Origin of the sequence: Streptomonospora nanhaiensis, from assembly GCF_013410565.1 — a bacterium.
Taxonomy (GTDB): domain Bacteria; phylum Actinomycetota; class Actinomycetes; order Streptosporangiales; family Streptosporangiaceae; genus Streptomonospora; species Streptomonospora nanhaiensis.
On record NZ_JACCFO010000001.1, the window covers coordinates 3001330 to 3026890 of the forward strand.

Sequence of the window (25561 nt, forward strand, 5' to 3'; positions counted from 1 at the left end):
GGCGGCGCGGGGGCTGTTGAGGCACCCTTGGGACATGGAACGTCCGATCTCCCGACTGCCCAAGGCCCACCTGCACCTGCACTTCACGGGTTCCATGCGGCATCCCACCCTGGTCGACCTCGCCGAGCGCTCCGGGGTGCACCTGCCCAACGCGCTGGTCACCGACTGGCCCCCGCGGCTGAGAGCCACCGACGAGCGGGGCTGGTTCCGCTTCCAGCGGCTCTACGACATCGCCCGCTCGGTGCTGCGCACGCCCGAGAGCATCTACCGCCTGGTGCGCGAGGCCGCCGAGGACGACCGCGCGGCCGGCGCCGGCTGGACGGAGATCCAGGTCGACCCCAGCGGCTACGCCGGCCACTTCGACGGCCTGACCGCCACGCTGGAGCTGGTCCTGGACGCCGTGCGGGCCGCCGAGCAGGCCACGGGGCTGCGCATGGGCGTGATGGTCGCGGCCAACCGCACCCGCCACCCCCTGGACGCCAAGGCGCTGGCGCGGCTGGCCGCCCAGTTCGCGGGCCGGGGCGTGGTCTCCTTCGGGCTGAGCAACGACGAGCGGCGGGGCCGCGCGCTGGACTTCGAGGGCGCCTTCCGGATCGCGCGCCGGGCCGGGCTGCTGTCCACGCCGCACGGCGGCGAGCTCCAGGGGCCGCGCAGCGTGCGCGAGTGCCTGGACGACCTCGCCGCCGACCGCGTGGGCCACGGCGTCCGCGCCGTGGAGGACCCCTACCTGGTCGAGCGGATCGCCACGCAGGGCGTGACCCTGGAGGTGTGCCCGACCTCCAACGTGGGCCTGGGCGTGGTCAACCGGCTGGAGCAGGTGCCGCTGCGCCGGCTGTTCGACGCGGGCGCGCCGATCGCGCTGGGCACCGACGACCCCCTGCTGTTCGGGCCGCGCCTGGCCGAGCAGTACCGGATCGCCCGCGAGGTGTTCGGGTTCACCGACCCCGAACTCGCGGAGCTGGCGCGGATGTCGATCCGCGGGTCGGGCGCGCCGGACTGGCTGAAGAAGGAACTGCTGGGCGGGGTGGACGACTGGCTGGCGGCGCCGCCCGAGGAGGAGCCCGGAGCCGGCGGCGGGGCCCGCGTGGCCGAGGAGCCCCACGGCTCCGCCCCCGGCGGCACCGACCCGGCCTGAGCGGCCCGGTCCCGCGCGGGGGCGGGCACTCCCCCGGCGCTCGGGCGCCGGTCAGGAGGTCACGGCCAGCACGCCCTGGAACAGCATGGCGCCGCCGGCGAGGAAGAACAGCACGGCCGCGCCGATCTTGATGGCGCGCTCGGGCAGCCGCTTGCCCACCACGGCCGCCAGCGCGATGGCGAGGGCGTCGGCCACGACCATCCCGGCGGTCGAGCCGATCCACACCGGCAGCCAGTCGTACTGGGTGCCCACGGTGATGGTGGCCAGCATGGTCTTGTCGCCGAGTTCGGCCACGAAGAACACGGCCGCCACGGTGAGCAGCCCCGAGCGGATGCGGCGGGAGGCGGCGCGCGCCTCGTCCTTGTCGGTCAGTTCGTCGCCGATGAGGGTCCACACGCCGAACACGACGAACGCGGCGCCGGCGATGAGGGTGAGCCAGTCGGTGGGCAGTGCCAGGCCGAGTACCTCGGCGATGAACACGCTGAAGCCGTGCACGGCGACCGTGGCGATGGTGATGCCCAGCAGGACGGTGGCGGCGCGGTAGCGGGTCGCCAGCGACATCGCCACGAGTTGGGTCTTGTCGCCCATTTCGGCGACGAATACGGCCAGCGCGCTGATGGCGGCGGCGGAAAGGAATCCCATGGGATCTCCGTCTGCGTCAAACCAGGCGGATACGGCTCCGGCCCGGACGAATACGACTGCCAGGCCGAAGGTCTCGTCCGCCTCCGCCGCAGGCGCAGGCTCACGCGACCGGGCAGGTGGAGGGCACCGCCAGTGTGTCGACCGCGTGGATCGGGGACTACTCCCCCTCGACGAATTCGATATTACCAGCGCAATTTGCAAACGCAATTCGTGGGCAAAGCGATGTGTTTGCCGACGCGCGGCCAAAAATGGAGTTCGGCGCGCCGAAGAAAAAAGGTCGATCACCCTTTTCGAACGCCTGGCCCCCGGCTCCGGGCGCATTCCGCCCCCGCCGGGGCGAGGTCGGCCGGCGGCGTTGGGACGCGGGCCGCACCGCCCGCCCCGGGCGCTCCGGCTGCCGCGCCGCGGGCGGCGGTTCGCGAGGCGGGCGCGCTGGGCGGGGCGGCGGTACCGCCGCACGGTGACACGGAGCGCGCGGCGGCACCCGCGGGAACGCGGGGATGCGGGAACGCGGGGATGCGGGAACGCGGGATGCGGGGATGCGGCCGCCACCCGGTCGCGACGCCCCGGCTACAGGGCCACGCCCACCATGACCGGCTCGTTGACCAGGGTCACCCCGAACGCCTTGGCCACCCCGGCGCGGACCTCGCGGGCCAGGGCGAGCAGGTCGGCGGTGGTGGCGCCGCCGGGGTTGGTGAGGGCGAGGGTGTGCTTGGTGGAGATCCGGGCGGGCGAGCCGTAGCCCCGGGCGAACCCCGCCCGGTCGATCAGCCAGGCCGCCGACAGCTTCACGCGGCCGTCGGGGCCGGGGTGGGCGGGCGGCCGCACGTCGGGGCCGAGCAGGTCGGCGGCGCGCCGGGTGAACTCGGCGTAGTCCTCGGGGTCGAGCACCGGGTTGGTGAAGAAGGACCCCGCGCTGCGGGTGTCGGGGTCGTCGGGGTCGAGCACCATGCCCTTGCCCCGGCGCAGCTCCAGCACGGTCGCGCGCGCCTGGTCCAGCGGCACCCGCGCGCCGGCCTCGGTGCCCAGCGCGCGGGCGACCTCGGCATAGCGGATGGGGCGGCTCAGCGGCGAGCGGGTCAGCTCGAACACGACCTCGCACACCACGTGGCGGTCGTCGCCCTTGAAGACGCTGTCGCGGTAGGCGAACCCGCACTCGGCGTTGGACATGGTGCGCCGCTCGCCGGTGCGGCGGTCGTAGACCAGCACCTCGGCGATGGTCTGGCTGACCTCCTGGCCGTAGGCGCCCACGTTCTGGATGGGGGTGGCGCCCACGCGGCCGGGGATGCCCGACAGGAACTCGATGCCGCTGAGGCCCTCGGCCACGGCCCGCTCGACCAGCGGGTCCCAGTGCACGCCCGCGGCGGCGCGCACCCGCACGCGGCCGTCCCCGGCCTCGGCGAACTCCACGGACTGGGAGTCGGCGTGCACGACCGTGCCGGCGAAGCCGTCGTCGGCGACCACGAGGTTGCTGCCGCCGCCCAGCACGAGCAGGGGGTCGCCGGCGGACTCCGCCTCGGCGACCGCCGCGACCAGTTCGTCGGTGTCGCGCGCGACGCGGAACCGCGCGGCCGGGCCGCCCAGGCGCAGGGTGGTGTAGTCGGCCAGCGGGACGCCGGTCTGGACGGGCGCGGAGTCGGCGGGACCGGGACGGGACACGGGCAACCTCTGCGGTAGGGGCGGGAGGGGCCGCCGGGCGGCGCGCGCCGCGCGGCGGCCCGCGCTGTCAGGCCAGGCGGACGACGGCGGTGGAGCGCGCCAGGACCTTGGCGCCGCCGGAGCGGGCGGTCAGGGCGATCCGCACCCGGTTGCCGTCGAGCTTCTCCTTGACGACACCGCTGACGGTGACCTCGGCGCCGGTGTCGTCGTCGGGCACGACCACGGGCGCGGAGAACCGCACCTTGTACTCGACCAGGGCGCCGGGGTCGCCGGCCCAGTCGGTGACCAGGCGCCCGGCCTGGGCCATGGTGAACATGCCGTGGGCGATCACGTTGGGCAGGCCCACCGACTTGGCGGTGCGCTCGCTCCAGTGGATCGGGTTGAAGTCGCCGGAGGCCCCGGCGTAGCGCACGAGGTCGACCCGGCGCACCGGGAAGGCGCGCTCGGGGATCTCGGTGCCGACCTCGACGTCGCTGTAGGCGATGGCGGCGGTCATACGGCGCTCCCCTCCTGGGCGGCGGCCGTGCTCGCGGCCGGCGCGCCCGCGGCGGCGCCCCCGCGCACGACCAGCATGTTGACGGCGGTCACGACGTGCTCGCCCTCGACGGTGCGCATCTCGCTTTCGAGGGTCAGCAGCTCGTTGCCGCCCAGGGCCGAGACCGAGGCCACGCGGGTGACGGTCTCGACCACGTCGCCGGCGTGCAGCGGGCGCCGGTAGGCGAAGCTCTGGTCGCCGTGGACCACCATCGAGAAGTCGAGCCCGAGCTCGGGGTCGACCACCGCCTGGGACATCCCCTCCATGCCCATGATGACCGGGAAGGTCGGGGGCGCGATGACGTCGGGGTAGCCGTGGGACCGCGCGGTGGCGGTGTCGGTGTAGACCGGGCTGGTGTCGCCGATCGCCTCGGCGAACTCCCGGATCTTGCCCCGGGTCACCTCGTAGGGCTGCGGGGACCGGTACTCCCGGCCCACCAGGTCGCGGTTGATCGCCATCGGCTCCCTCTCACCTGCGTTGTCGGCCGCGTGCCGCGGGCGAGTCACACACTAATGGCCCAGCGAGCCGGTACGCTCACTGGGCTGGTGACCACGCGACGGTGCGGCCTTGCGCCCGTGCACCGGACCCGCGGGGCGCCGGGGACGGCGCGGCCTGCTAGCGGGTCTCGCGGTGCTCGCGGTGCTGACGGCAGTTCGGGCAGAACTTCTTCAGCGCCAGGCGGTCGGGGTTGTTCCGCCGGTTCTTGCGCGTGATGTAGTTACGGTGCTTGCACTCCTGGCAGGCCAGGGTGATCTTCGGCCTGACGTCGGTGGTAGCCACGTCGGAGTGCCTTTCTCACGGGAAACAACGGGACACAACTGCGCGCCCACGCGCCCGCCCGGGGGCCGGGCAGCAGGACGGCGCCCCGCGAACGGGACGGCCTGGGCGTGGGCAGTAGCGGAGGCCGGACTCGAACCGACGACACAACGATTATGAGCCGTTTGCTCTACCAACTGAGCTACTCCGCCGTGGACCGGGTGGACTGGCCCTGGAAGCCAGGGTACCGGAACCCGGACAGACCGGAGACAAGGTTTTCTCCGGTCGTATACCACCTGAGTGGTCCGGAACCTCAATCAAGTGGTGGAGCCCCTTTACGGAATCGAACCGTAGACCTTCTCCTTACCATGGAGACGCTCTGCCGACTGAGCTAAAGGGGCGCGCGTCTGCGGTTTCGGCCCCTCGGGGCTTTCCGCCGCTCGCGTTGATGTTGACTATACAGGGCTCCGGGGGTGCTCTGCCAAATCGAATGCCGGGCGCCCCCGGGCGCTCATCCGATGCCCCGCAGCGGGTCGGCCCGCGGCGCGCCCCAGGGGTCGCCCGACCCCGGCGGCGCGGCCGGTCCCCCGGCCCCGGCGGCGCCCCCGCCCGTGCGGTCGGTGTCGGCCACCCACACGTTCGACATGGCGTCGCGCTGGATGCGCCGGATGTCGGCGGGCAGCCCGAGCCGGTGCAGCGCGTCGGGCAGCCGGGTGTCGTGGGTGAACACCACCAGTTGGCGGTGCCGCCCCACCTCGGCCAGCACCGTCGACAGCCCTTCCACGGTCTCGGTGTCCATGGCCTGCACGGGGTCGTCCAGCAGCAGGAACCCGAACGGGTTGTCGGGCACCAGCGTGCGCGGCAGGCAGATCGACAGGGCCAGCGCCTGGAACTCTCCCTGGCTGAGCAGGCCGGGCGAGGTCCCCTCGGCCTCGGCCCCGTCCACGGCGACGTCCACGGCCACCCGGCGGCGGGCGCCCCGGCCCACCAGGCGCAGCGCCTCCAGGTCGATGCGGCGCTCCTGGCGCAGCCGGTGCCACACGTGCTCGGCCTGGGCCGCCAGCGGGCGCAGCCGCTCGGCGCGGATCTCGCGGGCGATCCCGGTGAACCACTCCAGCGCCTGCTCGGCCGGGCGCAGGGCCTCGCGCGCCGCCGTGGCCGCGCGCGCGTCCTCCACCCAGGCCGCCAGCTGCTCGGCGAGTTCGGACCAGCCGTCGGTGGGGTCGTCCAGCCGCTCGCCGGCGGCCTTGCGGGCGGCCACGGCGGTCGAGCGCAGCCGGCGGCCCACGGTCTCGATGTGCTCGGCCAACTGGGTGAGGTCGGTGATCTCGGTGCCGGCCTCCCACTCGGCCCACACCCGGCCCAGCTCGGAGTCGGGCGGCAGCCACGCCGGCATCGGCGCCATCAGGAACCGGGCCTGGTCGCGGGCGTTGTCGGCGCGCTCGTAGGCCGCCGCCGCACCGGCCGCCACCGGCTCCAGGCGGCGGATCTCGGCCTCGGCGCGGCGCACCCAGTCGCCGTCCAGCGCGCCGCCGGCCCCGCAGGTGGGGCAGTCGGTCTCGGCGGGGTGGCGCCGGTGGTGCTCCAGGGCGCGGCGCAGCAGCTCGGCGACGCCGCGCGCGCGGTCGCCCTTGGTGCCGGCGGCCATGGCCAGCTCCATGGCGGCGCCGCGCAGTTCGTTGACCACGTCGGTGAGCAGCGCGCGCTCGGGGACCGACAGCCGGCGCAGGCGGCGCAGCACGAGGTGCTGGGCGGGGTCGGCCGGGCCGTCGTCGGCGGCGATCTGGGCCAGGCGGTCCAGGTCGATGGAGGGCGCCGTGAGGAGCTGGGCGGCCAGCCCGGCGCGGCGGTCCGACGACGACCGCAGCCGCTCCAGCAGATAGCCGTGCTCGCGGCCGGGCCGGTCGCGCCGCTTGGCGTACTGGTCGCAGGCGCGGGCCAGGCGGCGCTCGGCCTCGGTGAGGTCGGTCAGGCCCAGCAGCGCGGTGAGGGTGTCGTACAGCTCGGCGGCCCGCCCGGTGACGGCCCGGCCGAGTTCGTCGTAGGACAGGAACGGCCGGTAGCGCGACAGCTCGGGGTCCCAGCCCATGCTGCGCAGCGGCACGACCGCGCCGTCGGGCCCCACCACCTCGCCGCGGGCCGAGCGGACGCTGTCGCCGCTCCAGACCCGGGTGACGCGGGTGGGGCCGCGGTCGCCGGCCAGCTGCAGCTCGACGGTGATCTCGGTGCGCTCGTCGAAGTGCAGGTTGCGCCAGCCGTCGCGCCAGCCCGCGGGCATGGCGTCCCAGCGCAGGTTGCGGCCGGTCAGCGCGGCCTCGGCGGCCTCGGCGAAGCTGGACTTGCCCGACCCGTTGCGGCCGACGATCACGGTGAGGCCGGGGCCGGGTGCGAACTCCAGGGCGGCGGGGCGGCCGATGCCGCGGAAGCCCTGGACCTCGATGCGGCGCAGGAAGCTGCGGCGGGCGTGGGCGGCGGGCGGGAGCCGGCGGGCGTCCTCGGCCTGCTCCACGACCGGCCAGGGGATGTCCTCGCCGCGCGCGCAGGCGGCGATCGCGTCGTCGCCGCGCAGGGCGGCCAGCACCCAGCGCCGCGCCGCGGGGTCCAGGCCGGAGTCGGCGAGGCGGTCGAGGAGGGAGCGCGCGGCCACCGCGCTGCTGTCGTACCGGCGCGGGGCAGCCCCGGTGGAGGTCGCAGGCCCTGTCGTCACTGTCGTCACCACACACCCGCTCGATTGTTGGCCTTGCACTGCAGAGTAGGACAAGGTCGGGCGAAAGCTATAGGTCGGGGCGGGCGGTGCGCGGGGCCCCGGTCACACCCCCACGAGTTTGCGGCGGCTGCCGTCCCAGGTGAAGTGCAGGGTGGCGATCCCGGGGACGGCGGGGTCGCGCAGGCACTCGTAGATGTCCAGGCTCGGCACACTCGGGAAGCACCCCCAGACGCGCTCGGAGGTGAGCACGAAGTCCAGGTCCAGCTCGACCAGCAGGCCGAGCAGGCGGCCGTGGGTGGGCTCGTCCACCTTGGCGAACGCGTCGTCCAGCAGGATCAGCCGGGGCGCGGCGGGCGCCTGGGCGGCCAGGGAGCCGAACTGGGCCGCGGCGGCGGCGAACAGCACCAGGTAGGCCACCACGCGCTGCTCGCCCTGGCTGAGGGCGGTGCGGTGGGTCAGGCGGCGCTCGCGGTCGGGGTGGGCCGCGTCGGTGACGTAGACGGTGAACGCGAACCAGGAGCGGTAGTCCAGGGCGGCGCGCAGCTGGGCACCGCCGGTGGCGGTGGGGTCGAGGCGGCGGATGGCCTCGATGCAGCGGCGCAGCGCGTCGCGCAGCCGCGTGGTCTCGACCCGGGTGCGCTGCTCGGCGGGTGTGGCCAGCAGCGGCACGACCGCCCGGACGTCCTCGTCGGCGTCGGGGGCCAGCTGCCAGTCCAGCCGCACGCCCAGGCCCTGGGAGGTGGTGACGTCGCGCAGCACGTCGTTCATGGTGGAGATCAGCGCGCGCGCCTCGTCGATCTGGCGGGAGAGGTGGCCGGCCAGCTCGCCGAGCAGGTGGCGCTCGAAGGCGTCCTCCTCGCGCAGCAGGGCGGCCTCCTCGGCGGTGGCCACGGCCCGGTCGAGGCGTTCGGCGTAGGCGGTGATGTCGTGGCTGCCGTCGTCGCCGTGGACGGTGAGCCGCTTGAGGCCGGCGGGCTCGGTCAGCTCGGTGCGGGCGCCCACGGCGTCGCTGCCGGCCAGGTGGCGGTGCAGCTCCTCGCGGCGGCGCAGGATGCCGCTGTCGTCCAGTTCGTGCTCGGCCGGCTCGCCCAGCTCCTTCTCCAGGGCGGTGAGCAGGGTGTCGAGCGCGGCGACGCGGCGGGCCAGGGCGTCGTGGTCGGCCGCGGGCTCGGGGGAGGCACCGTCAACACGGTCAACACCGTCACCACTGTCGGCGCCGTCGGCGCCGTCGGCGGGACCGGCCGGCTCGGCGGGGTCGGAGCCGCCGGGGGCGGCGACCGCGGCGGTCTCGGCCGCCAGCGGCGCGACCGACTCCAGTCCGGCCGCCGCCAGCAGCGCGGAGTCGGGGGTGCCGTCGGGCCGGGTGAGCATGCCGCGCAGCACGTCGCCGGCCGCCAGCGCCCGGCGGGCCTGCTCGGCGCGCTCCAGCACGGCGGTCTCCAGCCGGGTCTCGGCGGCCACGCGCTCGTCGCGGGCGCGCTGAGCCTCGCGCTCGACCTCGGGCAGCCGCGCGGCGGCCTGCTCCATGCGCTCGCGGACCTGGTCGACGGCGGCGGCGATCTGCTCGGGCGCGGCGGCGCGGGCGCGGTCGGTCAGCTCGATCTCGCGCCGCACGGTGATCATGTCGCTGATGGCGCCGGTGCGGGCGTCCTCGGCGATCACGCGGCCCGAGCGGGCCTCCTCCCAGGCGGCGATGTCGGCCTGGTAGTCCTCCAGCAGCACGGCCAGGGCCGCCAGGTCGCGGTGGCCGTCGGCCAGCTCCGCGCGCAGCCGCTCCAGCGCGGCGCGGGTGGCGCGCAGCGCCTCGACGCCCGTGGGCAGGTCCAGGCGGGCGGCGGGCCCGGCCAGGTCGGCGCGCAGCTGCAGCGCGGTCTCGCGCGCCTCGGCGAGGTCCTCGCGCGCGGCGCTGTAGGCGCGCTGGGTCTGGGCCAGCCACGAGCGGGCGTTGTCGAGCCCGGCCCAGGCCGCCTGGAGGTCGGCGGAGTCGGGCAGGGCGCGGTCGGTCTCGACGAGGGCGGCGTGCAGGCGCTCGATGTCGCCGCGCCGCTCGCCGGCCTCGGCCAGCAGCGCCTCGGCGATGGCGATCCGGCGGTCGGCGTTGGCCCGCTGGCGGTCGCCCGCCTCGGCGCGGGCCTCCTTGCCGATGTACTCGGCGGCGGGCTTGGTGTGGGAACCGGAGGCCACGCCCAGGCGCCAGCGGCCGTCGAGGGCGACGGCGGTGGCCACGGGGGGCGGGCTGTCGCGGCGGTGGCGCGGCTCGGGTTCCTCCTCGCCGGGGGCGGCCAGCAGGCCGATGGAGTCGAGCAGGGCCGAGACGGCGCCGGCGGTGGTGCCGGCGGGCAGCGGCTCGGCGGGCACCAGCACCTCGCGCAGGCTGCGGCCCTTGACCGGGCGGCCGGGGGCCAGCACGACGTCGCGGGTGGCGGGGTCGGTGAGGGAGCCGTCGGCCGAGATCCAGCCGGCCAGCAGGCCCGAGGCCTCCAGCGCGGCCTCCAGGTTGGCGCGCTCGGCGGCGCCCAGGCCCGTGGCGAAGTCCACGGCGAGGTGGAAGGGCGCGCCGGCGGAGTCGTCGCGCACGGCGGTGGCCCAGGCGGGGCGCTCGGGCGCGGTGTCGCCGTCGGCGGCGGCGCGGCGCTCCGACAGCTCGTCCAGTTCGGCCGCCAGCTCCCGCTCCTCGCTCACGGCGGTGTCGCGGCGGGTGCGCAGTTCGCGCAGCAGCGGGTCGACGATGCCGTGGGCGTGGCGGGCCACCCGCTCGCCCACGTCGGCGTCGAGCACCCGGAGGGTGTCCTCCAGGGGCAGCTCGACCAGCGCCTCCAGCTCGGCCAGCGAGGCGCCGAGGTCGGTGTCGGCGGCGGTGGCGCGCAGGCCGGTGCTCCACTCGCGCACCCGCGCGGCGTAGCCGGCGCTGGCGGCGCGCACGGCGTCGATGGCGGCCTGCTCGCGTTCGCGGGCGCGCTCCAGGGCGGCCTCGGCGGCCTCGGCCTCGCCGGCCAGCGCGGCCTCGCGCTCGTCGGCGGCGGCCCGCTCGGCGGCGCGCTCGATGAGGTCGGCCGCCACGGCGGCGCGCTCGGCGGCGGCGGTGTCGGCGGCGGCGTAGCGGTCGTGCAGCTCGGCCAGGCGGTCGCGCAGGTCGCCGACGTCCAGGCCGGGCACGGGCTCGCGCTCGACGGCCTGCTCCAGGCCCTCCAGGTTGACCCGGGTGACGCTCTCGCGGGGGGCCAGGGTGGTGGCGACCGGGTGCGGCACCTGGCCCAGCCCGGCGGTGTCCACGCCCGCGGCGCGCGCGGACTCCGCCATCTGGGCGTGCAGGCCGCGCAGGCCCTCAAGCGCGCGGTCGATGGCGGCGGTGTCGGCGGCCATGCGCCGCTTGGCGTGCTCCTCGTTGGTGATGGCGTAGCCGGCGGCGGCCGAGGCGGCCTCGGCGGCGCGGATGTAGGCCGAGACGGCGGCGTCGCGGGCCTGCTGCTCGAAGTCGGTGGCCCCGGCCGAGGACGCTCCGCCGGCGGTGAGGGTGGCGGCGTCGGAGGCGGCGGTGTCGCGGGTGCGGCGCAGCCGGTCGCGCTCCTCCTGCACGGCGCTCTCGGCGGTGACGAGGCGTTCGAGGTCGTCGGTGAGGCGGTCGACCTCGGCGTCGCGGCGGGCGTGCGCGCGGACCTGCTCGCGCGCGGCGCGGGTCTGGACGCGCAGGGTGCGGTGCAGGTAGCCGCGGTAGTCGGTGAGGAACCCGGCGACCTGCTCGCGGGCGGTGCGCAGCGCCTCCAGGCGGGCGCGCGCCTGTTCGAGGTCGGTGATGTTGCGCGCCATCTCGTCCAGGACGCCCTGGTCCATGGGCGGCAGCGCCTCGGCCAGCACCGACACCAGCTCGCCGGCCTCCAGGCGCTCGCCGATGGTGGGGCGGCGCAGCCGGTAGAGCAGGTGGATGAGGTTGCGGTAGCGCACGGGGTCGTCGATGCCGAACAGTTCGCGCATCACCCGGGCGCGGTAGGCCACCGGGCTGTCGTAGCAGTTGTCGGGGCCGACCTCGGTGCGCAGCCGGTCGATGGGCATGGGGCGGCCGTCGGCGATCAGCTTCAGGTCGGCGCCGAGTTCGCGCTCGGTGACGAAGAACACGCTGCGGGCGTCGGTGCCGGGCGAGGCGGTGACGGCGGCGCCCAGGGTGATGCGGGCGGGCTGGGCCGCCTCGGGGGTCTCGGGGGTCTCGGCCGCGGCGCCGCCGCGGGTGAACTCCACCCACAGGTAGCCCAGGGTGGAGGCGGCGCGCGGGTCGCCGCCCTCGGCGCCGTCGGGGTCGTCGGCCGCGCGGGCGGGCTCGCGGCCCTCCAGCAGCAGCCAGCGCAGGCTGGTGCGGCTGCTGCCGGTGGTGTCGAGGCGGCGGGCGTCGCCGTCGAGCAGGAACGGCAGCAGCATCTCCAGCGCCTTGGACTTGCCGGCCCCGTTGCGGCCGCGCAGCAGCAGCCGGCCCTGGGCGAAGTCGAAGACGTGGTCGTCGTAGTGCCAGACGTTCTGGATTCCGGCGCGGTTGAGCCGGTAGCGGCCGGGGCGGCGGCGCTCGGGGTCGGGCCGGCCGGACTCCAGCGGCTCGGGCTCGGGGTCGGGCTCGGCCGGGGCGGCGGTGGGGGGCTGCTGGGCGCCGAGCAGGTCGCCGGGGCGCAGGGCGTCGGCGATGGAGCCGCGGCGCCGCGCCTCGGCGCGCGCCGCCGCGTCGGCCTCGGCCGCCTGGGCGCCGGAGGCGGCGCCGTGCGGGTCGCCGTCGCCGCCCAGGGGCGACGGTTCGGCTCGCCCGTTCGCGTTGGCGGCGGTCATCGCCCGTCCTTTCGCTCTGTGCCGTCGGGGGTCGCGCCACCGGAGGTTTCCGGGGCGGCGGGACTCGTCGGGGCCGGCCGGAGCCGCGGCGCGCGGGCGGCCGCGGCGGCCCGGCACGCCCGGGGGCCGTGCGGACCCTGCCATTGTTCCGGATGCGGAGAGTGCTCCTCGTGCGCTCCCCCGCCGCCGGGGGCGTGCGGGGTCACAGGCCGCTTCCGGGGGCGGCCGGCGCGGGGCGGCGGTGGCGGCCGGTGTCGTCGGCGGAGGCGCCCGTGTCCGGCTCGGGGGCGGGGGCCGCTGCGTCGGAGGGGCGCCCGCCGTAGCGCGCGGCGGCGGCCAGCAGCCACCAGCCGGTGCGGTCGCCGCTGTCGGGGCGGGGGTGGTGCATGAGCCGGGTGTCGCACAGCAGCCGCAGGACGCGGGCGGCGAGGGTGGCGGGGTCGGGCTCGTGGCGCAGCGCGGAGCGGTCGCCGCCGGTGCGCGCGGCGGTGGCGTGCGCCAGCTCCTCCTCCAGCACCTCGGCGGGAACGGCGACCCGGGTCTGGGGGGCGGCCGGCCGCAACCGGGCCACCAGGCGCTCCACGAGCAGCAGCGCGGCCTGCCCCACGGGGCCGGCACTGGGGAAGGCGGCGACCGCGTCGGCCCCGGTGTCGCCCGGCATGATCAGGGCGACCCCCTCGGCGCGGATCTCGGCGTCGCAGCCCAGCAGGTCGCCGAGTTCGGCGACGGCGCGCCACTGGTGGGCGGCCAGGCGGCGGCGCTGGCGCTCGGAGAGGTCGGCGCGGTAGACCACGGCGGTCTCGGCGAGCGCGCGGCGCAGCGCCACCTCGCCGGCGTCCTCGCCGGCGGGGTCGGTGGCGTCCATGTCGGCGACGAACGCTGCGGGGTCGTCGGTGGCGTGCGGGGGGTGGGCCACCACCCGGCGCACGACCTCGTGGTGCACGGCCAGGTGGACCTCGTGGGAGGAGTCGGCGGCGTAGGCGGGCAGCCGGCCCTGCTCCTCGCTGAGGGCGCCCCAGTCGGCCAGGCGGCGCAGCGCGGCGGCGTAGGCGCGGCGCTCGCCCATGCGGCGGCGCGGGTCGAGGTCGAGGCCGGCCTCGGCGGCGGCGGCGCTGACGTCGGCGGCCAGGCCGGCGGCGGTGACGCGCGCGGGCGCCTCGACCAGGACGGCCAGGCTCAGCGCGAGGTAGCTGTAGGTGCGCGGGGAGAAGTAGGCGCCGCTGGGGCGGGTCAGGGGGCGGGTGGTGCCGCTGACGAGCCCGGTCTTGACCAGCCGCGCGTGGTCGGCCGCCACCTTCAGCTCGTAGCCCAGGACGCGGCGGAAGCGCTGGATGAGCCAGTCGGAGTGGGTGCGGATGACCGCGAAGTCGTCGGGGTGGGTGCGGGCGGTGACTATGGGGTCGGCGAGGAGCCGCCGGGCGGCGGCCTGGCGCTCGCCGATCAGGGCGATGTCGTCCGTTGCCGTCACGGTCGTCGCCACCTCCTTACGTCGCTGGGTCGCCTGGGCGGTCGCGGGCCCGGGGGCGGGCGGTTCCGGCGGTGTGGGGCCGCCGGTGCGCTGTCAGGCCTGGCGGGCCAGTGGTAAGCCGGTTCCCGCCGCGGGAGTGGGGCGGCGGTGGGGGTCGTCCGCCTCGGGGTCGAAGGGGTCGCCGGAGGCGGCGAAGGGGGTGACGACCAGCCGCAGGCCGTCGAGGGCGAGGTCGCCGCCGGAGCCGCGCAGGGTGAGGGCGGCCTCGGGGTCGTGGCGGACGTGCAGCCGGATGCCGAGTTCGAGGTCGCCGGCGGACACCGGGCCCCGCGTGGCGTCGCCCGAGCCCAGCGCGGCGGTCAGCAGCTCCATCAGCACGCCCATGGCGGAGCTGGAGAGGCGGATGCGGGAGTCGGTGCCGGTGGCCTCGGCCAGCACGCGGTGGACCTCCTGGGCGGCGGAGCGGCGCCAGTGCGCGGAGGACTCCGCGGCGTCGCGCAGCCGGGCGCGCTGGGCGGTGTGGTCGCGCACGGGGTCGGCGGGCAGGGCGCTGGTCAGCCGGGCGGCGGCGATGTCGGCCAGGGGCGCCTGCCACCAGCTGGTGGTGGCGGCGACGGACTCCTCGCCGGCGCCGCCGAGGTGCGTGGCGCTGTGGGCGGCGAAGGCGGCGGTGTAGATGCGGTGCGCGGTCTCCGTGTCGGCGCCCTCGAACCACGCGGCCAGGCGCAGCAGGGCCGCGCGGCCGTGCCGGGGCACGGGGCCGTCGGCCGGCGCGCCGCCGGCGCGCAGCCGCTCCCAGGCGTCGGCGGCACTGCCACCGGCGCCCACCGTCCTCACCCGATCCGCTGAGTCACCCACAACTCAGCAGACTAAAGACCCCCGGCCACCGACGCGGCCCGAACGCCGCCATCGGGGCCGCTGATGGGCCGGATTTCACGGCGGTGATCTGCGATTTCCGGTCATTGGTATTTCTTCGGACGCCGGTTGGCACCCCGCCGCGGCCGGTGCCGGCGGGCCGCCCGCGGCACCCCCGCCGCCGCCGGCGCGCGGGGCCCGCGCGGGGGCGGAAGCGGGCAACGCGAAGGGCCCCCGGTGCCCCGCGCGTTGGCGGGGCACCGGGGGCCCAAAGCCGTCAGGCGGCGTGGTGCCGCGTGATCAGCGGCCGTCCCCCCTGGGCTCGGGGATCGCGTTGTACGCGTCCCGCGAGTTCAGGTTGGTCAGGGAGGGCCCGTTGACGCAGTCCCCCGTGGTCTGCGGGGACAGCACCGGAACGTTGGCGCCGAGTACGGCGACGTTCGTGTTGCACAGCTGGATCGGCAGCACCTGCAGGTTCTGGTTGAACTGCTGATCCGCGCCGCGGTCCTCGGCCTGCGCCGGACCGGCCAGGAGCAACGCCCCCAAGGCGGCACCGGCGAGCAGACCGGCGGCGGTCACCTTGCGCAGCATGGAAACCGACTCCTATTCCGAGGACCTAGTCGACGTTGGCGCCGACGGATCCGTTGGTGCAGTCGCCGGTGGTCTGCGGCGACAGGACCGGCACGGTGACGCCGACCACGGACGCGTTGACGTTGCAGCCCTGGATCGGGATCAGCTGCAGGTTCTGGTTGTACTGCTGGTCGCCGGAGTTGGTCGCGGCGGTGGCCGGCGAGGCGGCCACAACGGCCCCCAGCGCGGCGCCGGCGATGAGGCCGGCGATTCCGAGCTTGCGCAGCATGGCTGGTGTCTCCCTCGTCCGCTCTTACTTCTTGCCGGTGTCGATGTTGGTGCCGACCGGGCCGTTGGTGCAGTCGCCGGTGGTCTGCGGCGACAGGACCGGCACGGTGACGCCGATCAGCGCACTGACGTTGGCGTTGCACAGCTGGACCGGGACACCCTGCAGGTTCTGGTTGTACTGCTGGTCGCCGGAGTTGGTCGCGGCGGTGGCCGGCGAGGCGGCGACGACCGCACCCAGGGCGGCACCGGCGATCAGACCCGCGATTCCGAGCTTGCGCAGCATGGCAATGTCCTTTCGGCTGGAAAAAGTCAGAGAAGTCTTGGCTTGCTGTCCCGGGGGCCACCGGAGGCGTGCCCGGGATTCACGACGTCGTAGGCGCGCCGGCTGCTAGTCGACGTTGGCGGCGACCGGGCCGTTGATGCAGTCGCCGGTGGTCTGCGGCGACAGGACCGGCACGGTGACGCCCAGCACCGAGACGTTGGCGTTGCACAGCTGGATCGGCACGACCTGCAGGTTCTGGTTGAACTGCTGGTCGCCGGAGTTGGTGGCGGCCTGAGCGGGGCCCGCCATAAGCACAGCGCCCATCGCGGCACCGGCGATCAGACCCGCGGCGGCAAACTTCTTCAGCACGATTCCCCCGGTAATTCAAACGAGGTTGATTGGAGAAGGCGCGGCAAGCGCCCGATGTCGTGGTGGACTGGAGCAATCATCGACCCCGCAAATGGATTTTGTCAACGCCAAAAACAACGAAGACAGTATGTCCGTTTAGTCCGCAGTGAGCAATTGACCGAGAATGGCGGAAAAAGCGCGGGTTTTATTTTCCGATGTTTACGAAATACTTGGCGTGTCCGTTGCACGCCACTATCTCCGCTGGTGACGGCTTTGCCGCAGGCATTCCGGACATAGCACAGGGCACCACCCCGACACGCGGCACGCCGCACCGCCGCACACCCCGGATGCGGACACGCCGCCGCCACCGCGGAGGACACGCAAAACCCTCTGGGGAGCGATCGCGGACGCGTGTTGCCCTGTTACGGCCATGACGAAATTCCCGGCCGCCGCCAGGCGCCGGGAACGGCACAGGGATTGCGAGAGGGAAGGGGGCGGGCCCACCGGAGGCGACTCACCCGGCACCCGCCGCCGCACCGCAACCACAAAGGGCCACCGTGCGAACACCCCGACCATAGCCCACCGCGCCGCCCCACACAGCCAAGTCGTTCGAATGCGCCCCGCGCCGGCGGGCCCGGACACGCGGCACCCCCCGCTGGACGGCACGTTCGCGCCGTTCACAGGTCTCCGTGGGTGGCAGGCGCGCGCCTGGCGCAGGTAGGGGTCCGAGTACGAGCGGAAGGGTGATCCCCGGCGACTGTCGCATCGGTTGACACGCTCTTCGCCATGCGTGCAGGGGACCGTCCTGCCGCACGGCTGAACCGGCGGGCCGCCGAGGACGGTCCTGACGTCGGCGGCTTGCCGGGTGACGGGCGGCTCGTGGACCCCGTGGATGCCCATGTGGTCGCGGAAGCGGGCCTCCCCAGCGGCACCGCGAGCCCCGGGTCGGGCCGGTGGCGCCGGCAGGGTGGGCGGCGCGGCGCCGACCTCCCGTTCGTTCCGGGCGTGCCAAGGTGTGGCCGAGGCACTGGTGGGCGCCGTAGTTGACGGCCGTGTGGCCGCGGGGGTGCGGTCGGTGTCGGCGCGGTTCCCCCGAAGCCAGGCGAGCTTGACGTCGGCGGGTTTGCACATGCCGTAGCGGCATGTGGTCCAGTGAACGGTGAGCACGACGCTGAGAGGTTTCCTTCATGCACCTGCCTGCGATTCCCCGCTGGGTCAAGATCGGCGACGCTGCCGCATTCACCGGGACCACTCCCCGAGCCATCCGCCACTACCACGCCATCGGGCTGCTCGCCGAACCGCGGCGGGGCGCCGACAACCGCCGCCGCTACGGACCCACTTCCTCGCCTGGCTCGCCCGAGCCCGCGAGGACGGCCAGACGGGCAGGCGCGCGTGCGGAGGACGGCGGCCGCGGCGCCGAGACCCCCTTCGCGTGTCCGGGCCGACCTGGGACGACACGCGCGAGAGCATTCCGCGAATATTCCGCGACCACCCGCGTGGAGTTGCTTTCCGTGGCATGTGGCTGCACGACGAGGAAAGCGAAAACCCCCGCTGGACGGCACGTTCCTGCTGTTCAACGGGGGTTTTCCGTGGGTGGCAGGTGCAGGGTTCGAACCTGCGTAGGCTGAGCCGGCGGTTTTACAGACCGCTCCCTTTGGCCACTCGGGCAACCTGCCTGGAGTGCGGCGACTGTTCGTCGCGGCGCACCAGTGAGGATAGCGGACAAGCGGTGCGGACACGAAATCGGTTTGGCGCGGCGGGGCGCGGGGGCGGGTCGCGGGCCCGCGCGTGGTGAAGCGGGCACGGCTAAGCTCGGGGGCTGTCGCGACCAGGGCCGCCGGAGGGCGGCGGGTCGTGCTCCCAGGCAAGCTCGGGCCGCAAACGGCGCGGCCCGTGGATCCAAATCTGAAGGTGTGAGCGCACGTGGCCGCTGAATCCAGTTTCGACGTCGTCTCCAAGCTCGACCGGCAAGAGGTCGACAACGCGCTGAACCAGGCCGCCAAGGAGCTCTCCCAGCGCTTCGACTTCAAGGGCACCGGTGCCGCCATCGCCTGGCAGGGCGAGAACGGCGTGGAGATCCGCGCCAACGCCGAGGAGCGCGTGAAGGCCGCCCTGGACGTCTTCAAGGAGAAGCTGGTCAAGCGCGGCGTCTCGCTGAAGGTCCTCGACACCGACGAGGAGCCGAAGGTGTCGGGCAAGGAGTACCGGCTGCAGATCTCGCTGAAGGAGGGGATCTCCACCGAGGACGGCAAGAAGATCTCCAAGATCATCCGCGACGAGGGCCCCAAGGGCGTCAAGGCGCAGATCCAGGGCGACGAACTGCGGGTCAGCTCCAAGAAGAAGGACGACCTCCAGGCGGTCCAGGCCCTGCTCAAGGAGAAGGACCTCGACGTCGCTCTCCAGTTCACCAACTACCGCTGACCCTGCTGGGCCCCGACGGGGCCTCCGCACGGCGGCGCACCGGTACGGGCTCGCGGCCGGCCCCGGCGCCCGGCCGCCCGGTGGACCGCCGCCCGCCCGCAGGACACCCGCCCGGAGCCCGGTGGCCGTCCGCGCGGCGGGCGGGTGCCGGGCTCCGGGCGCCTCGCCGCCGGCCCGGGGCGGGCCGGCGGGCAGCCGCTGATCAGCCGGCGAACGGCGGGCGGGCCGTCGTGCGGCGGTCGTCCACCTCCCGCCACCGGGGGCCGTAGACCGCCTCGCGCACGACCGGGGCCGCCAGGAAGTCGTGCGGGAAGCCGAGGTCGATCCGGCTGACCTCGTCGAGGCGGCGCACCTGGTCCGCGCTCAGGCCGACCTCCAGGGCGGCGATGTTGGTGCGCAGCTGCTCCTCCGTCCGGGCGCCGATCAGCGGCACCACCGTGCCCGGCCGGGTGCGCAGCCACGCGATCGCCACCTGGGCCGGGCTCCAGCCGCCCTCCTCGGCGACCGCGGCGACCTCCGCGTAGATCTCGGCCGTGCGGTCGTGGCCGCCGCCCCAGTCGAACGTGTCGAGCCGCCCCGTCTCCCCGCGCAGGTACTTGCCGGTGAGCCGCCCCTCGGCCAGCGCGCCGAACGCCACCACGCCCAGGTCCAGGGCGGCGGCCATGGGCAGCAGCTCCCGCTCGGGCGTGCGCTCCAGCAGGTTGAGCCGCAGCTGCACCCCGGCGAACGGCGTCCAGCCGCGCAGCCGCGCCAGTGTGTCGGCCTGGGCGATCTCCCACGCCGGCCAGTCCGAGACCGCGACGTAGAGCACCTTGCCGGCGCGGACCTGGTCGTCCAGCGCGCGCATGGTCTCCTCGACGGGGGTGAGCACGTCGCGGGCGTGCACGTAGAGGATGTCGACGTGGTCGGTGTCCAGCCGGCGCAGGCTGCCCTCCAGCGAGGTCACCAGGTTCTTGCGGTGGCTGCCGCCCGCGTTGAGGTCGGTGGCCGAGGAGCTGCACGTGTACTTGGTGGCCACCACGAACGCGTCGCGGCGGCCCTTGAGCAGCCGGCCGAGGATCCGCTCGGAGCTGCCGTCGGTGTACTGGTCGGCGGTGTCGACGAAGGTGCCCCCGGCCTCGGCGAACGTCTCGAACAGCCGGGCGGACTCGGCCTCGGAGGCCCCCCACCCCCAGTCCTCGCCGAACGTCATCGCGCCCAGCGCCAGCTCGGAGACGCGCAGGCCGGTGCGGCCGAACAGGGTGTATCGCATCGCGTGTGTCTCTCCATGGGTCTTCGCGTGTGCCCGGTCCCCGTCGGGGCCGGTTTCCCCACCCGATCGCGGAAACCCCCTGCGCGTCCAAGACCCGCTCTTATAACCTGCGTGCATCAATAGGTCCGCATTGCCGGGAATAGCGGCGGTACCAGGGGTTTCGCCGCGCGCACCGGGCCGAGGGAGGCTCGCCGCCGTGGACGTCGACACCCGGTTGCTGCGCTACTTCGCGGCCGTGGCCGAGGAGCTGCACTTCACCCGCGCCGCCGAGCGCCTCTACGTCTCCCAGCCCGCGCTGAGCCGGCAGATCCGCCGGCTCGAACGCGACCTGCGGGTCACCCTGTTCGAGCGCACCACCCGGGGTGTGCGGCTCACCCCCGCGGGCGAGGCGCTGCTGCCGGTCGCCCGGCGGATGATCGACGACTGGGCCGCCGGGCAGCGCGCGGCGCGCACCGCCCGCGCCGCGGCGCAGCGGGTGCTGCGGCTGGGCTTCGAGGCGACCGGCGCGGCCGACCTGACCACCCGCGCGCGGATGCGCTTCCGCGAGCGCCACCCCGACGCCTCGATCGAGCCGCACCGCTTCAACTGGGGCGGCGAGGTCGCGGCGCTGCGCGAGGGCCTGGTCGACGCCGCGCTCATCTGGCTGCCCAACGACCTGTCGGGCCTGACCACCGAGATCGTCGCCGAGGAGCCGCGCGCGGTGGGCATGCGCGCCGACCACCCGCTGGCCGCCAAGGACGTGCTGACCATCGAGGACCTGCGCGACGAGCCGCTGCCCTGGGCGCGCAGCGCGCCGCGCGAATGGGTGGAGTGGTGGGCGGTGGTCCCGCGGCCCGACGGCTCGCGGCCGCGCTGGGGGCCCGCCAACGACAACGCCGAGGAACTGCTGGAGAACGTGGCGGGCGGGTCGGGGGTGTGCATCGTGTCGCGCTCGATCTCGGTGTACTACCGGCGCCCCGACCTGGTGTGGCGCCCCCTGGTGGGCGTGGAGCCGCTGCGGATCGCGCTGGGCTGGACGCACGAGTGCGCCCACCCGCTGCTGCCGGCCTTCGCGGCGATCGTGCGCGAGCTGCGCGCGCCCGAGCTGGCCCACGAGGTGCCGCGCCGGCACGGCCCGCGCCCGGCCGAGGCCGGGCCCGCGGGGCCCGAGCCCTCCGGGGGCGCGCCCGGCCCCGCGCCGGCGCCGGGGTAGGCGGTGGGTTAGGGCGCGCCCCAGGTGTCGGCGAGCCGCTGGAGGCGGCGGATGCGCTCGGCGATCGGCGGGTGCACGGCGAAGAGCCGGTTGACCCCGCGCAGCGGGAACGGGTGGGCGATCATCAGGTGCCCGGCGGTCAGCAGGGGGCGCTCGGCCGGCAGCGGGTGGATGCGGGCGCCGACGTCGATCTTGCGCAGCGCGTTGGCCAGCCCCAGGGGGTCGCCGGTGAGCTCGGCGGCCGCGCGGTCGGCGGAGTACTCGCGCGTGCGCCCCACGCCCACCCGGATCACCCCGGCGGCCAGGGGCCCCAGCAGCAGGAACAGCAGCGCGCCCAGGACGCTGGGGACGTCCTCGTCCTCGGAGTCGCCCAGCGGCAGCAGCAGCGCCAGCGCGGTGAGCGAGGTGATGGCCGCGGCCACGGCGGCGGCCACCGAGCACACCACGGTGTCGCGGCTGCGGATGTGGGCCAGCTCGTGGGCGATGACGCCGCGCAGCTCGCGCTCGTTGAGCAGGCTCAGCAGCCCGGTGGTGCAGCAGACGGCGGCGCGGCGCGGACCGCGCCCGGTGGCGAAGGCGTTGGGGGCGCGCGTGGGCGAGAGGTAGAGCCGCGGCATGGGCTGGCGGGCCTGGGTGGCCAGGTCGCGGACGATCCGGTACAGCTCGGGCCGCTCGATCTCGCTGACCGGGCGCGCCCGCATGGCCCGCAGGGCCATGGTGTCGCCGAAGAAGTAGACGACCGCGTTCAGCCCGACCACGGCGACGATGCCGATCTGCAGGCCCTGGGCCCCGCCGCAGATCCAGCTCGCCGCGATGACGAACGCGGATACGCCGACCAGCAGAGCGGCTGCGCGGATCGTGTTGAGCTGCACGACGGCTCACGGCCTCCCTCCGGTCGGCGGCCCCCTCCAGGCCGCTCCTGGGAGGCAAACGCGCGAGCGCACGTCAAGCGTTCCCGCATCGGCCGGGTGACCAGCCCCTCATCGGTGTTCCGGTTGGGTCACGCCCGCGCGCCCCGATGCCCGCAACCGCCCAACCGCAGGTTAAGCGGGACGTTTCACGTCTCACACGTGTGATATCCCCCACTCGCCTCGGTAGCGGCGACAACGACCACCTATAGTGCGAGAGTGGCCGCTTACCCTTCGACGACCGTCGTACCAGGCGCAGCGCTGACCGGTCGACGGCACGTGGACCTCGTGCGCATCGCACGCGAGCCCTGTTGTCCCTAGACACGCGGCTCCCCGGCGGCACCACCCGCCGCCGGCCACCGCGGCGTCCGGCGCGGTCCAGCGGTCGAGCCCGCTCGGTCCCGTCCGGATGACACCGGGGTCCCCGTCCCGCAGGATCGGCGCCCGCCAGGCGTGCGTGAGCGCGCGACGGCGTTCCTCGGCCGCCGGAGCCAGGCCAGGTCCCCGCTCGAACAAGTCCGTCCGGCCACCCCCGGCCCAGCCGGTGCACGAACGTGGTGGTGAGGACTCTGCCAACCTGAGCCGCCGACCCCATTCGGCGGCGTGCCGAGGAGGTCGGCGATCCCCGTGACCAAGCAGGTCAAGCAACTCGATCGCGTCATCATCCGATTCGCAGGCGACTCCGGCGACGGCATGCAGTTGACCGGCGACCGGTTCACCCAGGAGACCGCGTCGTTCGGCAACGACCTGTCGACCCTGCCCAACTTCCCCGCCGAGATCCGCGCACCGGCCGGCACCCTGCCCGGGGTGTCGAGCTTCCAGCTCCACTTCGCCGACCACGACATCATGACCCCGGGCGACGCGCCCAACGTCCTGGTCGCGATGAACCCCGCCGCGCTCAAGGCCAACGTCGACGACCTCCCGCGCGGCGCCACGATCATCGTCAACACCGACGAGTTCACCAAGCGCGCCCTGGCCAAGGTCGGCTACGACTCCGACCCGCTGAGCGACGGCTCGCTGGCGGAGTACAAGGTCAGCCAGGTGCCGCTCACCTCCATGACGGTGCGGGCGCTGGCCGACTTCGACATCTCCAAGAAGGACGCCCAGCGCGCGAAGAACATGTTCGCCCTGGGCCTGCTGTCGTGGATGTACAACCGCCCCACCGAGGGCACGCTGGGCTTTTTGAAGTCCAAGTTCGCCGGCAAGCCCGAGATCCTGGCGGCCAACCTGGCGGCGTTCCAGGCGGGCTGGAACTTCGGCGAGACCACCGAGGACTTCGCAGTCTCCTACGAGGTCAAGCCGGCCCAGCTGCCCCCGGGCACCTACCGCAACATCACCGGCAACCTCGCGATCTCCTACGGCCTGATCGCGGGCTCGCGGCTGTCGGGCCTGCCGCTGTTCCTGGGCTCCTACCCGATCACCCCGGCCTCCGACATCCTGCACGAGCTGTCCAAGCACAAGCGGCTGGGCGTGCGCACCTTCCAGGCCGAGGACGAGATCGCCGGGGTGGGCGCCGCGCTGGGCGCGGCCTTCGGCGGCTCGCTGGGGGTCACCACCACCTCGGGCCCGGGCATGGTGCTCAAGGCCGAGACCCTGGGCCTGGCGGTCATGACCGAGCTTCCGCTGCTGGTCGTCGACGTCCAGCGGGCCGGGCCCAGCACGGGCATGCCGACCAAGACCGAGCAGGCCGACCTGCTGATGGCGATGTTCGGGCGCAACGGGGAGTCGCCGGTGCCGGTCCTGGCGCCGCGCTCGCCCTCGGACTGCTTCGACATCGCGATCGAGGCCACCCGGATCGCCGTGAAGTACCGCACGCCGGTCATCGTGCTCTCCGACGGCTACCTGGCCAACGGCTCCGAGCCCTGGCGGATCCCCGACGTGGCCGAGCTGCCCGACCTGTCGGTGCCCTTCACCACCGAGCCCAACGGCGACGACGGCGAGTTCCTCCCCTACCGGCGCGATCCCGAGACCCTGGCGCGGCCCTGGGCGGTGCCGGGCACGCCGGGCCTGGAGCACCGCATCGGCGGCATCGAGAAGAGCGACGGCTCGGGCAACATCTCCTACAGCCCGGCCAACCACGACCTGATGGTGCGCACGCGCCAGGCCAAGATCGACGGGATCGCCCGCGACATCCCCGAACTCGAGGTCGACGACCCCACCGGCGACGCCCGGGTGCTGGTGCTGGGCTGGGGCGGCACCTACGGCTCCATCGCCGCCGGGGTGCGGCGGGTGCGCCGCGCCGGCGGCACGGTCGCCCAGGCGCACCTGCGCCACCTCAACCCCTTCCCGGCCAACCTGGGCGAGGTGCTGCGGTCCTACGACCGCGTGCTCGTGCCCGAGATCAACCTCGGCCAGCTCGCGCTGCTGCTGCGCGGCAGGTTCCTGGTCGACGTCATCAGCTACACCAAGGTCCGCGGCCTGCCCTTCAAGGCCGAAGAGCTGGCAGGCGTGGTGCAGGAGGTCATCGACCGTGTCTGACAACAACGGCCGCGAGGGCGGCGGGTTCAAAGGCCTGCGGCTGGTCCCGCGCGCCGAGGCGTCCTACAAGATGAAGGACTTCAAGTCCGACCAGGAGGTCCGCTGGTGCCCGGGATGCGGCGACTACGCCATCCTGGCCGCCTTCCAGGGCTTCCTGCCGGAGCTGGGGGTGCCGCGCGAGAACATCGTGATCGTGTCGGGCATCGGCTGCTCGTCGCGGTTCCCCTACTACCTCAGCACCTACGGCATGCACTCGATCCACGGGCGCGCGCCGGCTATCGCCACGGGCCTGGCGGCCAGCCGCCCGGACCTGTCGGTGTGGGTGATCACGGGTGACGGCGACGGCCTGTCCATCGGCGGCAACCACCTCATCCACGCGCTGCGCCGCAACGTCAACATCAACGTGCTGCTGTTCAACAACCGCATCTACGGGCTCACCAAGGGCCAGTACTCGCCGACCTCCGAGGCCGGCAAGATCACCAAGTCCTCGCCGATGGGCTCGCTGGACACCCCGTTCAACCCGGTGTCGCTGGCGCTGGGCGCCGAGGCGGGGTTCGTGGCGCGCACGATCGACTCCGACCGCCAGCACCTGACCGGCGTGCTGCGGGCGGCGGCCGACCACGAGGGCGCCTCGTTCGTGGAGATCTACCAGAACTGCCCGATCTTCAACGACGACGCGTTCGAGCCGCTGAAGGACCCCGCCGAGCGCGACATGCGGCTGCTGCGCATGGAGCACGGCGAGCCGCTGCGCATCGGCGCCGACCGGGGCGTGGTCATGGGCGACTACGGCGAGCTGAAGGTGGCCGACATCGCCGAGGTGGGCGAGGACGCGCTGGTGCGCCACGACGCCCACCGGGCCGACCCCGGGTACGCGTTCGCCCTGTCCCGCATGGACTACCCGGCGTTCGAGCACGTGCCGGTCGGCGTGTTCCGCGACATCTCCCGGCCCACCTACGACGAGCTGATGGCGGAGCAGCTCGGCGGGGCCGAGGCGCGGAGCGGCCAGGAGGAGCTGGCGTCGCTGCTGGCCGGCGGCGACACCTGGACGGTGCGCTGAGGGCGGTCGGGACCCCGCCGGCGGGCGGTCCGCACGAGCGGGCCGCCCGCCGGCGTGCCGGCGCGGGCGCCGGCGGCCACCGCGGTGCGAATGTTTTTCATGTTTCCGCTGAGGCGCGACCAGCGATTCCGCGGGTGTGCGCGGATTGCGTCTGGCCTCCCGGCGCCTTCGCACCCTAGGTTTGGTGGTGCGCCACGTCACAGCGGCGGGGCGGGCAGCCAA

General features: G+C 74.6%; 20 protein-coding genes, 3 tRNA genes and 1 pseudogene. 6 read left to right on the top strand and 18 right to left on the bottom strand.

Annotation, left to right across the window (positions count from 1 at the left end):
* Positions 1 to 34 precede the first annotated feature (34 nt).
* Complete coding sequence (locus tag HNR12_RS12950; protein WP_179767726.1) at positions 35 to 1135, top strand: adenosine deaminase; 1101 nt, start codon at positions 35 to 37, stop codon at positions 1133 to 1135.
* Positions 1136 to 1186: 51 nt separating this feature from the next.
* Here HNR12_RS12950 and HNR12_RS12955 read toward each other — a convergent pair whose 3' ends face one another.
* The 15 genes from HNR12_RS12955 to HNR12_RS13025 all read right to left on the bottom strand — a co-directional run bounded on the left by HNR12_RS12955 (position 1187) and on the right by HNR12_RS13025 (position 16052).
* Positions 1187 to 1777, bottom strand: coding sequence for a TMEM165/GDT1 family protein (locus tag HNR12_RS12955; protein ID WP_179767727.1), 591 nt, complete (start codon positions 1775 to 1777; stop codon positions 1187 to 1189).
* A gap of 570 nt (positions 1778 to 2347) precedes the next feature.
* Entirely contained in the window at positions 2348 to 3436 is a 1089-nt protein-coding gene (locus HNR12_RS12960; protein WP_179767728.1) for a UDP-N-acetylmuramate dehydrogenase, read from the bottom strand.
* A 67-nt stretch (positions 3437 to 3503) separates the two neighbouring features.
* A complete protein-coding gene (locus tag HNR12_RS12965) occupies positions 3504 to 3932 on the bottom strand; it encodes a MaoC family dehydratase (protein ID WP_179767729.1) in 429 nt (142 codons plus the stop codon).
* A complete protein-coding gene (locus HNR12_RS12970) occupies positions 3929 to 4429 on the bottom strand; it encodes a MaoC family dehydratase N-terminal domain-containing protein (protein ID WP_179767730.1) in 501 nt (166 codons plus the stop codon). Before HNR12_RS12970 ends, HNR12_RS12965 begins: the two co-directional genes overlap by 4 nt.
* Before the next feature lie 157 nt (positions 4430 to 4586).
* Complete coding sequence (rpmG, locus tag HNR12_RS12975; protein ID WP_179767731.1) at positions 4587 to 4751, bottom strand: 50S ribosomal protein L33; 165 nt, start codon at positions 4749 to 4751, stop codon at positions 4587 to 4589.
* 115 nt (positions 4752 to 4866) lie between these two features.
* A tRNA-Met gene (locus tag HNR12_RS12980) sits at positions 4867 to 4939 on the bottom strand.
* Positions 4940 to 5052: 113 nt separating this feature from the next.
* A tRNA-Thr gene (locus tag HNR12_RS12985) sits at positions 5053 to 5128 on the bottom strand.
* Positions 5129 to 5238: 110 nt separating this feature from the next.
* Positions 5239 to 7443: an AAA family ATPase gene (locus HNR12_RS12990; RefSeq protein WP_372451046.1), complete on the bottom strand. Its 2205-nt coding sequence runs from the start codon at positions 7441 to 7443 to the stop codon at positions 5239 to 5241.
* A 93-nt stretch (positions 7444 to 7536) separates the two neighbouring features.
* A complete protein-coding gene (locus HNR12_RS12995; RefSeq protein WP_179767733.1) occupies positions 7537 to 12240 on the bottom strand; it encodes a TIGR02680 family protein in 4704 nt (1567 codons plus the stop codon).
* Positions 12241 to 12442: 202 nt separating this feature from the next.
* Positions 12443 to 13708: a DUF2398 family protein gene (locus HNR12_RS13000; RefSeq protein ID WP_179767734.1), complete on the bottom strand. Its 1266-nt coding sequence runs from the start codon at positions 13706 to 13708 to the stop codon at positions 12443 to 12445.
* 93 nt (positions 13709 to 13801) lie between these two features.
* On the bottom strand, positions 13802 to 14566 hold the full coding sequence (locus HNR12_RS13005) for a DUF2397 family protein (protein WP_308251181.1): 765 nt from the start codon (positions 14564 to 14566) through the stop codon (positions 13802 to 13804).
* A 297-nt stretch (positions 14567 to 14863) separates the two neighbouring features.
* Positions 14864 to 15154, bottom strand: a complete 291-nt coding sequence (locus tag HNR12_RS13010; protein WP_179767735.1) for a hypothetical protein — start codon at positions 15152 to 15154, stop codon at positions 14864 to 14866.
* Between the two features lie 25 nt (positions 15155 to 15179).
* Positions 15180 to 15422, bottom strand: coding sequence for a hypothetical protein (locus HNR12_RS13015; protein ID WP_179767736.1), 243 nt, complete (start codon positions 15420 to 15422; stop codon positions 15180 to 15182).
* Between the two features lie 24 nt (positions 15423 to 15446).
* Entirely contained in the window at positions 15447 to 15704 is a 258-nt protein-coding gene (locus tag HNR12_RS13020; RefSeq protein ID WP_179767737.1) for a hypothetical protein, read from the bottom strand.
* Positions 15705 to 15809: 105 nt separating this feature from the next.
* On the bottom strand, positions 15810 to 16052 hold the full coding sequence (locus HNR12_RS13025; protein WP_179767738.1) for a hypothetical protein: 243 nt from the start codon (positions 16050 to 16052) through the stop codon (positions 15810 to 15812).
* Between the two features lie 1166 nt (positions 16053 to 17218).
* On the opposite strand from HNR12_RS13025, the pseudogene HNR12_RS13030 reads away from it, so the two are divergent.
* A pseudogene (locus HNR12_RS13030) lies at positions 17219 to 17365 on the top strand (MerR family transcriptional regulator); the annotation flags it as partial.
* 260 nt (positions 17366 to 17625) lie between these two features.
* Here the strand turns inward: HNR12_RS13030 and HNR12_RS13035 are convergent.
* Positions 17626 to 17707 (bottom strand) — tRNA-Tyr (locus HNR12_RS13035).
* A 247-nt stretch (positions 17708 to 17954) separates the two neighbouring features.
* Between HNR12_RS13035 and HNR12_RS13040 the strand changes: the two genes are divergently transcribed.
* Positions 17955 to 18452 carry a YajQ family cyclic di-GMP-binding protein gene (locus HNR12_RS13040; protein ID WP_179767739.1) on the top strand — a complete coding sequence of 166 codons (498 nt, stop codon included), beginning with the start codon at positions 17955 to 17957 and terminating at the stop codon, positions 18450 to 18452.
* 202 nt (positions 18453 to 18654) lie between these two features.
* On the opposite strand, the gene HNR12_RS13045 is transcribed toward HNR12_RS13040, so the two are convergent.
* Entirely contained in the window at positions 18655 to 19704 is a 1050-nt protein-coding gene (locus tag HNR12_RS13045) for an aldo/keto reductase (RefSeq protein ID WP_179767740.1), read from the bottom strand.
* A 196-nt stretch (positions 19705 to 19900) separates the two neighbouring features.
* Between HNR12_RS13045 and HNR12_RS13050 the strand changes: the two genes are divergently transcribed.
* Complete coding sequence (locus HNR12_RS13050) at positions 19901 to 20896, top strand: LysR family transcriptional regulator (RefSeq protein WP_179767741.1); 996 nt, start codon at positions 19901 to 19903, stop codon at positions 20894 to 20896.
* An 8-nt stretch (positions 20897 to 20904) separates the two neighbouring features.
* Here HNR12_RS13050 and HNR12_RS13055 read toward each other — a convergent pair whose 3' ends face one another.
* A complete protein-coding gene (locus tag HNR12_RS13055) occupies positions 20905 to 21768 on the bottom strand; it encodes a M48 family metalloprotease (RefSeq protein WP_179767742.1) in 864 nt (287 codons plus the stop codon).
* Positions 21769 to 22431: 663 nt separating this feature from the next.
* Between HNR12_RS13055 and HNR12_RS13060 the strand changes: the two genes are divergently transcribed.
* Entirely contained in the window at positions 22432 to 24282 is a 1851-nt protein-coding gene (locus tag HNR12_RS13060; protein WP_179767743.1) for a 2-oxoacid:acceptor oxidoreductase subunit alpha, read from the top strand.
* Positions 24283 to 24352: 70 nt separating this feature from the next.
* Complete coding sequence (locus tag HNR12_RS13065) at positions 24353 to 25339, top strand: 2-oxoacid:ferredoxin oxidoreductase subunit beta (RefSeq protein ID WP_179770585.1); 987 nt, start codon at positions 24353 to 24355, stop codon at positions 25337 to 25339.
* Positions 25340 to 25561: the final 222 nt, after the last annotated feature.

Bases quoted from the DNA above. Each gene is read 5' to 3' on its own strand.
- HNR12_RS13010 (WP_179767735.1), bottom strand. From the start codon at position 15,154: ATGCTGCGCAAGGTGACCGCCGCCGGTCTGCTCGCCGGTGCCGCCTTG.
- HNR12_RS12965 (WP_179767729.1), bottom strand. From the start codon at position 3,932: ATGACCGCCGCCATCGCCTACAGCGACGTCGAGGTCGGCACCGAGATC.
- HNR12_RS12955 (WP_179767727.1), bottom strand. From the start codon at position 1,777: ATGGGATTCCTTTCCGCCGCCGCCATCAGCGCGCTGGCCGTATTCGTC.
- HNR12_RS13015 (WP_179767736.1), bottom strand. From the start codon at position 15,422: ATGCTGCGCAAGCTCGGAATCGCCGGCCTCATCGCCGGCGCCGCGCTG.
- HNR12_RS12950 (WP_179767726.1), top strand. From the start codon at position 35: ATGGAACGTCCGATCTCCCGACTGCCCAAGGCCCACCTGCACCTGCAC.
- HNR12_RS12970 (WP_179767730.1), bottom strand. From the start codon at position 4,429: ATGGCGATCAACCGCGACCTGGTGGGCCGGGAGTACCGGTCCCCGCAG.
- HNR12_RS13020 (WP_179767737.1), bottom strand. From the start codon at position 15,704: ATGCTGCGCAAGCTCGGAATCGCGGGTCTGATCGCCGGTGCCGCCCTG.
- HNR12_RS13065 (WP_179770585.1), top strand. From the start codon at position 24,353: ATGAAGGACTTCAAGTCCGACCAGGAGGTCCGCTGGTGCCCGGGATGC.
- HNR12_RS12995 (WP_179767733.1), bottom strand. From the start codon at position 12,240: ATGACCGCCGCCAACGCGAACGGGCGAGCCGAACCGTCGCCCCTGGGC.
- HNR12_RS13045 (WP_179767740.1), bottom strand. From the start codon at position 19,704: ATGCGATACACCCTGTTCGGCCGCACCGGCCTGCGCGTCTCCGAGCTG.